General features: G+C 70.8%; 8 protein-coding genes. 3 read left to right on the top strand and 5 right to left on the bottom strand.

The annotated features are described in order from the left end of the window. Positions 1 to 163: 163 nt before the first annotated feature. Complete coding sequence (locus tag DRB89_RS15985; RefSeq protein WP_162688600.1) at positions 164 to 4,453, bottom strand: discoidin domain-containing protein; 4,290 nt, start codon at positions 4,451 to 4,453, stop codon at positions 164 to 166. 246 nt (positions 4,454 to 4,699) lie between these two features. Between DRB89_RS15985 and DRB89_RS15980 the strand changes: the two genes are divergently transcribed. Next, the gene (locus DRB89_RS15980) at positions 4,700 to 6,301 is read left to right on the top strand and encodes a sensor histidine kinase (protein ID WP_239516171.1); all 1,602 of its coding nucleotides are present in this window, start codon (positions 4,700 to 4,702) and stop codon (positions 6,299 to 6,301) included. Further along, entirely contained in the window at positions 6,298 to 7,074 is a 777-nt protein-coding gene (locus DRB89_RS15975) for a response regulator (RefSeq protein ID WP_112449107.1), read from the top strand. Before DRB89_RS15980 ends, DRB89_RS15975 begins: the two co-directional genes overlap by 4 nt. 29 nt (positions 7,075 to 7,103) lie before the next feature. Here DRB89_RS15975 and DRB89_RS15970 read toward each other — a convergent pair whose 3' ends face one another. The 3 genes from DRB89_RS15970 to DRB89_RS15960 all read right to left on the bottom strand — a co-directional run bounded on the left by DRB89_RS15970 (position 7,104) and on the right by DRB89_RS15960 (position 11,538). Then, positions 7,104 to 8,696, bottom strand: a complete 1,593-nt coding sequence (locus DRB89_RS15970) for a cation acetate symporter (protein ID WP_112449106.1) — start codon at positions 8,694 to 8,696, stop codon at positions 7,104 to 7,106. Continuing rightward, complete coding sequence (locus tag DRB89_RS15965; protein ID WP_112449105.1) at positions 8,693 to 9,241, bottom strand: DUF485 domain-containing protein; 549 nt, start codon at positions 9,239 to 9,241, stop codon at positions 8,693 to 8,695. Before DRB89_RS15965 ends, DRB89_RS15970 begins: the two co-directional genes overlap by 4 nt. A 176-nt stretch (positions 9,242 to 9,417) precedes the next feature. Continuing rightward, entirely contained in the window at positions 9,418 to 11,538 is a 2,121-nt protein-coding gene (locus DRB89_RS15960; protein WP_112449104.1) for a DNA topoisomerase IV subunit B, read from the bottom strand. A gap of 447 nt (positions 11,539 to 11,985) precedes the next feature. Between DRB89_RS15960 and DRB89_RS15955 the strand changes: the two genes are divergently transcribed. Further along, positions 11,986 to 12,222 carry a hypothetical protein gene (locus DRB89_RS15955; protein ID WP_112449103.1) on the top strand — a complete coding sequence of 79 codons (237 nt, stop codon included), beginning with the start codon at positions 11,986 to 11,988 and terminating at the stop codon, positions 12,220 to 12,222. Between the two features lie 119 nt (positions 12,223 to 12,341). On the opposite strand, the gene DRB89_RS15950 is transcribed toward DRB89_RS15955, so the two are convergent. Next, a complete protein-coding gene (locus DRB89_RS15950; protein WP_112449102.1) occupies positions 12,342 to 13,301 on the bottom strand; it encodes a serine protease in 960 nt (319 codons plus the stop codon). Positions 13,302 to 13,406: the final 105 nt, after the last annotated feature.

Genomic DNA, 13,406 nt, shown 5'->3' with positions numbered 1-13,406 from the left:
CTTGCAGTTCGATTACGGCCAGTTTGGCCCATCGGAATCCGGTACGGAACCCCCTGCGCCCGGGTGGCTGCGCGATCACGCCGAGCAGCGGCGGGGCACCCCGAGGGGGTGCCCCGCCGCTCTCTTGGTCGGGCTCCGGGTCAGACCCTTGACGGGCCGCCCGCTACGGCAGTTGGTTGATCTTGAACGTCGAGGTCGTGTTGCGCACGTCCACGGCGTTGTCGCCCATCCTCAGGTTCTGGATGGTGACCTCACCCACGGCCGGCCCCTGTCCCGCCTCGGGCATCTCGTTGGCCCAGAGGCCGAACCCGGACTTGGCGTCGAAGGCGTCGCCGCTCTTCTTGGCCCCGGTGATGGTGATGTCCTTCAGAATGGTGTCCTTGATGGGATTGACGGGCTGCCCTCCGATGTACTGCGTCTGGAACATGATTCCGCTGTACGTCGGATCGATGATGTCGACGTTGTTGATCCGGATTCCCTGGAACACCTTGGAAGCCGAGAAGATCCAGATTCCGGGGAAGGTCTGGGCTCCCCAGAAGTGGCCGCCGGACCGGACGATCGAGATGTTCTCGAAGGTCGTCGGGTCGGTCCCGAACCCGTTCATCGGGTACCCGAAGTCCAGCGAGCTGATCGTGATGCCCGAGTAGACGAGGATGTCGGCGATGTAGATGTTGCGGAAGGTGTTGTTGAAGCCGCCGTAGACGGCCACACCGGCCGCGCGCCAGGTCAGGATCGCGCTCAGGTTCTCGTAGACGTTGTTCTTCATGTCCGCGCCGCCCGCGTCGATGGCGGAGAACAGCGCGAAGCTGTCGTCACCCGTGGAGCGCGCCTCGATGTTGGTCACGAGGTTGTCCGTGCTGCCGTTGGTCATGTTGATGCCGTCGGCGAAGGTGTCGCGGATCCGCGAGTTCTTGATCGTGATCCGGTCGGTGTTGGCGCCCCAGTAGAGGCACACCTGGTGTTCGTTCCAGATGTTGTCGATGGTCATGTCGGTCACGTTGGAGAAGTCGAAGACCTTGCCGGGACCGTCGATGCGCGAGGTGTAGTTGCCGAAGTAGGCGAAGCCCGAGAAGGACGAGCCCTTCGCGGTGCCCTCCGCGCGCCAGCCGTTGTCGGTGTTGTCCTGCGTTGCCGGGGCGTGGAAGCGGGTGAACCACGGTCCGGCGCCGACGACCTGCACGGCCTTGCCGTACACCTGGAACTTGCTCGCCGTCTGGTAGTCGCCCGGCGGCAGGTAGACGCCGACGAGCTTGCCCGTGGTGTCCATGCGGACCTTGTCCAGGGCGTTCTGCACGTCCTGGTGGGTGAAGCCGGCGGGCACGGTGTAGGTCGCCGGGTCGGGGTTGGGGATGACCGTGGCCTGCTCCAGGCTCACGAAGTCGATCGCGTAGGTGGAGGTGTTGGCCGCGTCCTTCTGGAGGCGGATCTTGCTGCCCTGCGGGACGGTCTCGCCGAGGAGGATGTTGGCCTCGTCGTAGATGTGCCGCGGCGCGCCCGCGCTCGGCGCGTTGCCGGGACCGGCCTCAGCGCCGTAGAGCCAGGCGTACTTGGAGGTCAGCGGCAGGGCCTTCTTGAGGACGCCGTTGACATAGACGTTGATGGTGGAGTCGATGCCGCCGCCGCCCGGGGCGTCCGGGATGGAGAAGCGGGTGACCAGGGTGTTGGTGGCGGCGCGGGTGGTGAACTCGACGTACTCGCCGGTCGCGTCGAGGTTCACGGCCTTGCGGCCCGAGGCCTCGCCGGCGATGTCGCCGACGGTGCGGTTGGGGCCGACGACGTTGGCCCCGCCGCCGACCACGCCGTCCTCCGCCTCGTACGTGTCGAAGGGCATGTTCGCCCCGCGGCCGACGAAGAAGGGCTTGGTGGAGGTGTTGTTGCCGCGCTTGACCGGCAGTTCGTTGGCGTCGTCGGCGAGGACCACCTTGACGGTGTACTTGCCGTTGGCGGCCGTCCAGTTGCCGAGCGGGATGGGGGCCGTGGTGGCTCCGGCCGCGAGCGCGCCGCTGAAGGAGCCGGCCAGCGTGCGGACGGTGGCGCCGCCCGCGTCCTGCAGGGTGAGGGTGACGTGGTGCGTGCCCGCGGCGGCGGCCACGGTGCCCTGGTTCTTGACGGTGACGGAGAAGTCGACCGTCTGGCCCGCGGACGGGGCGCTCGGCGACCAGGTGACGGCCGAGGCCACCAGGTCCGAGCTGTCGACCGGCCGGATGACGAGCGGCGGGCCGGTGAGGCTGTTGTTCGTCTCGTTCTGCTCGACCACCGCGTTCGCCTCGTCGACGACCGCGCTCAGCGGGTACGTGCCCGCGTCGCGCGGGCCGATGCCGGCCGTGACGGTCGCCGTGGCGCCCGCGGCCAGGGCCGGCACGCCGGCGGTGGCGACCTTGGAGCCGCCGAGCTGGAAGGAGACGGCGGTCGCGGCCGCCGGGGCCGGGCCGGTGTTCTTGACGGTGGCGGACAGCGTGACGGAGTCCGATTCGACGGGGGCCGCCGGGCTCGCGCCGAGGGCCGTGACCTGGAGGTCCGGGTTGGGCGCCGGGACGCCGATGACCTGGAACTCGGCGATCTGGCCGTTGGAGGAGCCGGTGTTGGACGTGAAGCGCAGCTGCACGTCCGCGACGCGGGCGTTCAGCGGGATGGTGACGGTGTTCGAGCCGGCGGCCGGGTTGAACACGTAGTCCTTGGCGGCGACCAGACTGGTGACGCCAGGGGCGCCCTGCTCGCGGCCGAGGACCTGGATGTTCTGGGTGCGGGTGCCCCAGCTGCTGTCCGGGTTCAGCTTGAGGACCAGGCGGTCCACGTCGGCGTTGGAGCCGAGCGCGACCGTCAGGGTGCTCGGGTAGGCGCCGCCGGCGCCCTCCCAGTAGGTGCTGGTGCTGTTGTCGTTGGCGTTCTCCGCGACGAAGGTGTGGATCACGGAGGAACCGCTGATGGGCCTGCCGACGGCCAGGTTGGAGCCGCCGCCTCCGCTGCCGTTGCGGGTGACGGAGTTGCTGTCCCCGGACCGGTTGCCCGCTGCGTCCTTGGCCCGGACGAAGTAGCTCACGGTGGCGGTGGCCGGCTGGGTGTCGGTGTGGGTGGTGGCGTTGCCCGCGACCGTGGCGACCGGCACGTTGTTGGCGAACACCTCGTAGCCGGTGACGCCGACGTTGTCGGTGGAGGCCTGCCAGGTGAGCTTGATCTGGCCGGACGCCGGCTCGGTGAAGGCCAGGGAGCCCGGCACCGTCGGGGCCTGGGTGTCACCGGTCTCGCCGGCGCGGGTGACGCTGTTGCTGTTCGCCGACTGGTTGCCGGCCGCGTCCTTGGCCCGGACGTGGTACGTCACGCTCGCGGAGGCCGGCTGGGTGTCGGTGTAGGTGGTGGCGTTGCCGGCGACGCTGGTGCGCAGCTGGTTGTTGGCGTAGACGTCGTAGCCGGTGACGCCGGTGTTGTCGGTGGAGGCGTTCCAGGTGAGCTTGATCTGCCCGGTGGCGGGCTCGCTGTAGGCGAGTGCGGTCGGGGCGGTCGGGGCCTGGGTGTCCCCGGTCGTCGGTCCGTAGATCTCCAGCTCGGACAGCTGCCCGCCGGGCTGGACGGAGTTGAGCGATATCCACACGCGCACGTGGCGGGTGGTGGTGGCGTCGAAGGCGATCGTCACCGCGTTCGCGCCGGCGGCGTTGAAGTCGTAGGCCTTGGAGGCGGTCAGGTCCGTGTAGTCCGTGCCGTTGGCACTGCCCTGGATCTTGAGGGTCTGGGTGCGGGCGCCCCAGTTCTCGGGCAGCTTGAGGACCACCTTGTCCACGCGGACGGAGGAGCCGAGGTCGGCCTGGAGCCACTGGGGCATGGCGTTGTTGACGCTCTCCCAGTAGCTGGCCGTGTTTCCGTCGTTGGCGTTGCCCGCGACGTAGGACTGGGTGCTGGTGCTGGCGGTCAGCGTCTTGCCGAGCGCCAGGTTGGTCCCGGACTCGCCGGGGGCGCGGACCTCCAGCTCGGAGAGCTGGGCGGCCTGCCAGCCGGTGTTGGCGGTGATGTCGATCCGCACGTACCGGGTCTGGGTGGCGGGGAAGCCGATGGCGACGGTGTTCCCCCCGCCCTGGCCGAAGGTGTACGTCGCCGAGCTCACCAGGGTGCTGTAGCTGGTGCCGTCGGCGCTGCCCTGGACGGACAGGGTCTGGTTGCGGCTCTCCCAGCCCGCGGGGAGCTTGAGCACGACCTGGTCGATCCGGGTGGTGGCCCCGAGGTCGGTCTGCACCCATTGCGGGAAGGTCGAGCCGGCGCTCTCCCAGTACGAGGACTGGTTCCCGTCGGTGACGTTGGCGGCCGTGTAGCCGCCGTTCGTACTGCTCGCGCCGGCGGGGCGGCCCGCCGAGATGCTCGGTCCGCCGGCGGCCACGGCGGTGAGAGCGGGCCAGCCCAGCATCAGCAGGGCCGTGCTGATCAAGGCGGCCAGGGCCCGCCATCTCCAGTTGTGCCTTCTCATATGTCCTCGTCCCTCGACATGAGCTTTCTGAACCATGGGAGATAGGAATTTGCGGTCTGCCGTGCGAGAGTTGCAGAGCATTGGCGAGTCGTCTACAACTCTGACCGCACTTTTATGCCGTCATCACTTGCGCAAGCTGGGCGCAAATAACGCAAGCCATTTGCGTGAGTGAGAAGAATTCCGCTTACGGGCCCGCCCTGACCGGCACGACACCCTCTAGGGTTCCTAGGCATGCGGTTCCCCCACATGAGCGCTCGGCGCCTCGGGCTGCCCAGACGGGCCGTCTCCCAGATCCTGCTGACCCAGCTGGCCATCGCCGCCGGGGTCCTCGCCCTGGCCACCGGACTGTTCCTGGCCCCGCTGAGCGCGCAGCTCGACGACCAGGCCATGCGGCGCGCACTGGCCATCGCCCAGAGCGCGGCGGCCGATCCGGCACTGGCCGCCGGCCTCCTCGCATCGGGGCCGGCTGCGGACGGCCCCGTGCAGGCCTCCGCCGAGCGGCTCCGTCGAGCCACCGGCGCCGAGTACGTGGTCGTCATGGACCTGGCCGGAATCCGCCGCTCGCACCCGAGCCCCGACCGGATCGGCCGGCCCGTCTCCACCGACCCCGGTGACGCCCTGGCGGGCCGCGAGGTCATGGAGATCGACGAGGGCACCCTGGGCCGCTCCGCACGCGGCAAGGTCCCGCTGCTCGCCGCCGACGGCGAGATCGTCGGCGCCGTCTCGGTCGGCATCGCCTACGACAGCGTCCAGGGCCGCCTGCTCGGCGCCATCCCGGGCCTCCTCGCGTACGCGGGCGGCGCCCTGGCGGCCGGGGCCCTCGCCGCCTACCTGCTCTCCCGCCGGATCCAGCGGCAGACCCGGGACCTGGCCTTCTCCGATATCGCGGGCCTGCTCGCCGAGCGCGAGGCCATGCTGCACTCCATCCGCGAAGGCGTGATCGCCCTCGACCGGGAAGGCCGGGTCCGGCTGGTCAACGACGAGGCGGCCCGACTGCTGGGCCTCGCGCCCGACTCCGCCGGCGCGGTCGCCGGGCGCGCTCTGGACGACGTACTCGGCGCGGGCCGCACCACCGACGTCCTGGCCGGCCGCGTCACCGGCCACGACCTGCTCACCGTCCAGGGCCCGCGGGTGCTGGTCGCCAACCGGATGCCCACCGAGGACGGCGGAGCCGTGGCCACCCTGCGCGACCGCACCGAGCTGGAGCACCTGGGCCGCGAGCTCGACTCCACCAAAGGCCTGATCGACGCCCTGCGCGCACAGGACCACGAACACGCCAACCGGCTCCACACCCTCCTCGGCCTGCTCGAACTGGGCCTGTACGAGGAGGCCGTGGAGTTCGTGACGGAGGTCGTCGGCGTGCACCGCAGCACGGCGGAGCAGGTCACCGAGAAGATCCACGACCCGCTGCTCGCCGCGCTGCTCGTCGGCAAGGCCACCGTCGCCGCCGAGCGCGGCGTCCCGCTGCGCCTGGCCGACCGCGCCCTGCTGCCCGACCGCCTCGTCGACCCGGGCGGGCTGGTCACCATCGTCGGCAACCTGGTCGACAACGCGCTGGACGCGGCGGCGGGCTCGCTCGCGCCTCTGGTGGAGGTCGACATCCGGGCGGAGGGCCGCACGGCCGTCCTGCTGGTCCGCGACAGCGGCCCCGGCGTCCCGGCGGCGCGCCGCGAGGAGATCTTCACCGAAGGCTGGTCGACCAAGCAGCCCCGGGCCCACCGCGAGCGCGGGCTCGGTCTCGCGCTGGTGCGGCGCCTGGCCGAGCGGCAGGGCGGCACGGTCCGGGCCGGCGAGACAGCGGACGGAGGGGCGGAATTCTCCGTCGTACTCCCGGAGGCCCTGCGATGAGCGCGACCCCGGACGGGATCCCCGGCGTGTCCGGTGGCGGCGCCGACCGCGGTGAGCCCGGCGACTTCGACGTATTGGTCGTCGACGACGACATGCGTGTTGCCCGGATCAACGCGGCCTATGTGGCGAAGGTTCCCGGCTTCCGCGTGGCGGCCCGGGCCCATTCGGCGGCGCAGGCCCTGGCGCTCCTCGACTCCCGCCCGGTGGACCTGATCCTCCTCGACCACTACCTCCCGGACGAGAACGGCCTGGACCTGGTCCGGCGCCTGCGCGAACGCGGCCAACACACCGACGTCATCATGGTGACGGCCGCCCGCGACCTGGCCACCGTCCAGGCCGCGATGCGCCTCGGCGCCCTCCAGTACCTGGTCAAGCCCTTCACCTTCGCCGGCCTGCGCACCCGCCTGGAGGCCTACGGGGCCCTGCGCCGCACCCTGGACACGGGCGGCGAGGCCGAACAGGCGGAGGTCGACCGGATCTTCGGCGCCCTCGCCGCGGCCGGCGCCCCCAACGACCTCCCCAAGGGCCACTCCCCCACCACCGCCGAGCTGGTCCGCCGGATCCTGCGCACCGCCGAAGGCCCGCTCTCCACCCAGCAGATCGCCGACCTCGCGGGCATCAGCCGCCAGACCGCCCAGCGCTACCTCAAGCTCCTCGACCGCTCCGGCCGCGTCACCCTGGCCCTGCGCTACGGCGAGACGGGCCGCCCGGAACACCGCTACTCCTGGCAGCCCCCCGCCACCGGGCCCGCTCCCCGGCCCCCTGCGAGCTGACGCCGGCGAGCTGACGCCGGCGAGCCGGCCTAGACCGCCCCGGCGCCGGTCAGGGAGCGGACTTCCGTCTCCGCGTGCCGCCGCTCGTCCGGCTCCTCCGCCGAGGTGACCGTGCCCAGCCAGCCCGCCAGGAAGCCCAGCGGGATCGACACGAGGCCCGGGTTCTGGAGCGGGAAGTACTGGAAGTCCACGCCCGGGAACAGCGATTCGGGGCTTCCGGAGACCACCGGCGAGAGCACGACCAGCAGCACCGCGGGGACCAGGCCCCCGTACACCGACCAGACGGCCCCCCGCGTGGTGAAGCCGCGCCAGAACAGCGAGTACAGCAGCACCGGCAGGTTCGCCGAGGCCGCCACCGCGAAGGCCAGCCCCACCAGGAACGCCACGTTGAGGTCCTGCGCGAGCAGTCCCAGCGCGATCGCCACCGCCCCGATCCCGACGGCGGCCACCCGGGCCACCGTCACCTCGCTGCGCTGCCGGGCGTGACGGCGCTTCAGCGAGGCGTACAGGTCGTGCGCGACGGAGGCCGAGGAGGCCAGGGTGATCCCCGCGACCACCGCGAGGATCGTGGCGAAGGCGATGGCGGCCACGAAGGCGAACAGCACCGCGCCGCCGGTGGATTCGGCCCCTCCGCCCAGGAACGCCGCGAGCAGCGGAACCGCCGTGTTCCCCGAGGCGTTGGAGGCCTTGACCTGCTCCGGCCCGAGCAGCGCCGCCGCCCCGAAGCCCAGCACGATGGTCATCAGGTAGAAGCCGCCGATCAGCCCGATCGCCCACACCACCGACCGGCGGGCGGCCCGCGCCGTCGGCACGGTGTAGAAGCGCGACAGGATGTGCGGCAGCCCGGCCGTCCCGAGGACCAGCGCGAGTCCGAGGCTCATGAAGTCGAAGCGGGCCGTCCAGTCGCCGCCGTACTTGAGCCCGGGGCCCAGGAAGCGGTCCCCGTAACCGCTGCGCTCGGCGGCGCTGCTGAGCAGCTGGTCGAAGTTCCCGTGGAAGCGCAGCAGCACCAGCACGGTCAGCGTGATCGCCCCGCCCATCAGCAGGACGGCCTTGACGATCTGGATCCAGGTCGTGGCCCGCATTCCGCCGAAGGACACGTAGATGACCATGAGGGCGCCGACCCCGATCACGGTCAGCGTCCGTGCGGTCCGGCCCGAATCGGACAGCAGCAGGCCGACCAGGCTGCCCGCGCCGACCATCTGCGCGATGAGGTAGAGCACGGAGACGACGACCGAGGAGGTCCCCGCCGCGATCCGCACCGGCCTCTCGCTCATCCGCGCGGCGACCACGTCGGCGAGGGTGAAGCGGCCGCAGTTGCGGACGAGTTCGGCGACGAGGAACAGCACGACCAGCCAGGCGACGAGGAAGCCCACCGAGTACAGGAGGCCGTCGTAGCCGAAGAGCGCGATCAGGCCGGAGATGCCGAGGAAGGAAGCCGCGGACATGTAGTCGCCGGCGATGGCGAAACCGTTCTCCATCGGGGAGAAGAGCCGCCCGCCCGCGTAGAACTCCTCCGCCGAACCGTGCCGGTTTCGGCTCACCCACGTGGTGATCCCCAGGGTGACGGCGATGAAGACGCTGAACAGCAGCAGCGCCAGGGTCTGGTGCTCGGTGGTCACCGGCCCGCCCCCCGCGCCCGGGTGCGCTCCCCGGCGTCCGCCCGGCGGACCTGCTCCTGTTCGAAGACCGTCCAGCGCAGGTCCAGGGCGGCCCGGTCGCGCCTGAGCCGCGCGTGCCGGGCGTAGGCCCAGGTCAGCACGAAGGTGCTGAGGAACTGGCCGAGGCCCGCGAGCAGGGCCACGTTGACGGAGCCGACCACGGGCCGGGCCATCATGCCGGGCGCCGTGGTGGCCGCGATCACGTAGGCGACGTACCAGAGGAAGAACCCGGCGGTCGCGGGGACGACGAACCTTCGGTAGCGGCTGCGCACCTCCTGGAAGGCCGCGCTGCGCTGCACTTCGAGGTAGATGTCGGACGCGCCGGGCGCGTGCGGACCTCCTGGGGCGGAGCGCGGCGGTGACGTTTCCGCACCCTCGCCGGCCGATCCGCCGGGCCCCGCGCCTACGCCGGCACCCGCGCCCTCGCCCCATCCGACGGCCAGCGCGTCGTACCAGGGGTCGTCCAGCCGGATCGTTCCGGCATCACGACCTTCGTGCTTGTCCACCGAACTCTCCTTGTCCGCTGCCGCATTGGCCGCGTGCCCACAAGGATGTGCGGGAGGAACCGTTTCCGGACTGGTGTCCCGGTGCTCTTCACTCCATCAGGTGATGGAGTGAAGAGCACCGGTGTGCCAGGACTCAGGAGGTGCCACCGGGGGCACCCGTGGTTCCCGCCGTCCGGTCAGGCGTCGATCCGGGAGCGGTCCAAGGTGGCGGCGGAGCTGGTGATGAACTCCTTGCGCGGGGCCACCTCATTGCCCATGAGCAGGTCGAAGACCGACTCGGCCGAGTCCAGGTCGCCGATGTTGATCCGGCGCAGGGTGCGGAAGCGGGGATCCATGGTGGTCTCCGCCAACTGGTCCGCGTCCATCTCGCCGAGACCCTTGTAGCGCTGGATCGAGTCCTTGTAGCGGATGTTCTTGCGCTGGTACTCCAGCAGGTTCTGGCGCAGCTCGTTGTCCGAGTACGTGTAGACGTACTTGTCCTGGCCCTTCTTCGGCTGGACGAGCTCGATCCGGTGCAGGGGCGGCACGGCGGCGAAGACCCGGCCCGCCTCGACCATCGGGCGCATGTAGCGCTGGAAGAGCGTGAGCAGCAGGCAGCGGATGTGCGCGCCGTCCACATCGGCGTCGACGAGCAGGACGATCTTCCCGTACCGGGCGGCGTCGATGTCGAAGGTCCGGCCCGAGCCGGCTCCTATGACCTGGATGATCGCCCCGCACTCGGCGTTCTTGAGCATGTCCGAGACCGAGGACTTCTGGACGTTGAGGATCTTGCCGCGGATGGGCAGCAGCGCCTGGAACTCGGAATTGCGCGCGAGCTTGGCGGTGCCCAGGGCCGAGTCCCCCTCGACGATGAACAGCTCGCTGCGCTCCACGTCGTCGCTGCGGCAGTCGGCCAGCTTCGCGGGCAGCGAGGAGGTCTCCAGCGCGGTCTTGCGGCGCTGCGCCTCCTTGTGCTGACGGGCGGCGATCCGGGTCCGGGCGGCCGCGACGATCTTCTCCATCACGGCGCGGGCCTGCTGCTTGTCGTCGCGCTTGGTGGAGGTCAGGAAGGCCTTGAGCTCCTTGGCGACGACGGCCGCGACGATCCGGGTGGCCGCCGAGGTGCCGAGGACCTCCTTGGTCTGGCCCTCGAACTGCGGCTCGGCGAGGCGGACGGTGACGACGGCCGTCATGCCCTCCATCGCGTCGTCCTTGACCACGTCGTCCTCGGCGACGCGCAGCAGCTTCGCCGAGCGCAGGACCTCGTTCACGGTCTTGGTGATCGAGCGCTCGAAGCCGGAGATGTGGGTGCCGCCCTTGGGGGTGGCGATGATGTTCACGAACGACTTGACGTTCGTCTCGTAGCCCGTGCCCCAGCGCAGGGCGATGTCGACGCCGAGCTCGCGGGTGACCTCGGTGGGCGTCATGTGGCCGCGGTCGTCGAGGACCGGGACGGTCTCCTTGAAGACGCCCGTGCCGGTCAGGCGCAGGATGTCGCAGGCCGCCTTGTCCTGGGCGAGGTACTCGCAGAACTCGCTGATGCCCCCGTCGAAGCGGAAGGTCTCCTCGGTCTTGCCGGACCCTTCCAGGGCGCGCTCGTCGCGCACGACGATGGTCAGGCCGGGCACGAGGAAGGCCGTCTGGCGGGCGCGCTGGTACAGCGTGTCCAGCGTGAGCTTGGCGTCCTTGAGGAAGATCTGGCGGTCGGCCCAGTAGCGGATCCGGGTGCCGGTCTTGCCCTTGGCGACCCGCTTGCCCTTGCGCAGGCCGTTGGCGGGATCGAACGGGCTGTCGGGGCCCTGCTCCGTGAACATGCCGGGGACGCCGCGCCGGAAGCTGATGGCGTGCGTGGAGCTGCCCCGGTCGACCTCGACGTCGAGTCGGGCGGAGAGGGCGTTGACCACGGAGGCGCCGACGCCGTGCAGGCCGCCGGAGGCGGCGTAGGAACCGCCGCCGAACTTTCCGCCGGCGTGCAGCTTGGTCAGGACGACCTCGACCCCGGACAGGCCGGTCTTGGGCTCCACGTCCACGGGGATGCCGCGGCCGTTGTCCCGGACCTCCACGGAGGCGTCCTCGTGGAGGATCACCTCGATGTGGTCGCAGTAGCCGCCCAGGGCCTCGTCGACGGAATTGTCGATGATCTCCCAGAGGCAGTGCATGAGGCCACGGCTGTCGGTGGACCCGATATACATGCCGGGGCGCTTGCGGACGGCCTCGAGGCCTTCGAGGACGAGCAGGTGCCGCGCGGTGTAGTTGGAGCCGTCCCGGTCTGCTCCGGTCAGCAGTGCGCTGGAAGGCACGGACGTGTCGGCGGTCACGCAGTTCGCTCCTCGCTGAATTTCTTTGTCTGGCCCGGTCGGGCGCAGAGGTGGCTCGGCTGCCGCTGGAAGGGTACCGAGGCCTGGTAGAGCCGATGCAACGCCACCCCACGCCCTTCGTCAGCCTAGTCCAGATGCGCACGGATGTTCGATCCCCCGTGGGGGTGAAGGAAACATCACGTTCCCTTCCACGCATGAACCATTTAGTGTTCGGGCACGTCCTCATGAACAACCGGCACTCAGCCGGAGAGGGCGGAACTGCAACAAGCGAACGACCTGACAACGCGAAACCGTAAAGCAACGCAATACGGCTCCTTCGCCGCCAACCGGCAGCAGCCGGCCAGCTTCGGAAGGAAGTTTCGAGGAAAAGCCGCGAGCGGGAACGTTTTCGGCCTGGTTGGATGTTGACCCTGGTACGACAGCTCGTCGAGCTAGAGAAGAGGCGACGTGACTACTGTTCTGACACCCGCGACCCCGCTGACGGCCGCTGACCGATGCGACCGCTGCGGCGCCCAGGCATATCTGCGCGTCGTCCTGCTGAGCGGTGGTGAACTGCTCTTCTGCGCCCACCACGGACGTAAGTTCGAGCCGGAACTCAAGAAGATCGCCGCGGAAATACAGGATGAGACCGAGCGGCTTACGTCCGCTCCGGCGGCCAGTGCCGCCGAACCCGAGGACCGCTGACACAAGGCCTGCACCTCGCATCCGACGAGCCAGGACCGGCCAGGCCGGTCGACGGGCGGCACCTCTGAGACCCAGGGGTGCCGCCCGTCCTCATGCCCGGACCTGCCCGGATCCGGGCCTCAGCGCCTGGACGGGGGCCAGTCTTCCGCCACGGGGGCCCTTCCGGGCCCCTGAGCGGGCCGTACGCCCACCCCCAGGCCCGCGCGGACCTCAGGGCGCTCCCGCTTCGCCTGGGCCGCCTCCGGGCCGTTGGCGAGCTCGGCGACGAAGCCGAGCAGCGGTGCGATCCGCGTGTACACCCCCGGGCTGTCGGCGCGCCCGCAGCCGCGCCCCCAGGACACCAGTCCGATGAGCCTGCCCTGGGCCACCAGCGGCCCGCCGCTGTCCCCCTGGCAGGCGTCCTTGCCGCCCTCGCGGTCCCCCGCGCACACCATGGAGTCGGCCCGGTACTGCCCGTCGGCGTCCCCGGGGTAGGCCCGCCCGCACACCTCGTCCGCCAGCACCGTCACCCTGGCGGCCCGCAGCGCGTAGGCGTAGTCGCCGAATCCGCTCGTGTCGCCCCAGCCGTACACGGCCGCGTCCGTTCCCGCCCCGTACGCCGGATGCCCGGCGCCGGCCATCGGCAGTACGTACTGCGGCGGCACGGCTTCGTCCAGTTCCAGTACGGCCAGGTCGCCCGCGTTGCTGGCGGGGTCGTAGCCGGGGTTCACCCGGGCGGAGCGCACCGCGATCTCCCGCCCCTCGGCGGCGCGCAGCTCCGTACGCCCGGTGATCACCCGGAAGTCTCGGACCGAGTCGACCGGGCCGCCGAGCACCTGGCGCGCCAGGCAGTGCGCCGCGGTCAGCACCTTGGTCGGGGCGACGAGCACACCCCCGCAGAACTGTCCGCCCCGCGTACCCCCGAACCGGTCACGGCTCGCGAGGGCCACGACCCACGGGGCGTCCGCCACCTTGACCGGCTTTCCGCCTATCACCACGCTGTCCGCCGCGGCTCGCGGCGCCTGGCTCAGCGGCGCCGCCGCCGCTCCCGCCACCAGGGTCAGCGCGCCCGCCAGGACACGGGCAAAGGGACGACGCATGAGGCCTCCTGACTCCGAGTGTGCATGACTCCACCCAGAGTGGGACGCCCGGTGGCCGTGCGCACCCGCGCGACCACCGGCGACGACCTGCACGGGCCCGCGAGG

The sequence above is a fragment of the Streptomyces sp. ICC4 genome (assembly GCF_003287915.1).
Lineage (GTDB): Bacteria > Actinomycetota > Actinomycetes > Streptomycetales > Streptomycetaceae > Streptomyces > Streptomyces tritrimontium.
This window is presented reverse-complemented; position numbering and strand designations above follow the sequence as displayed.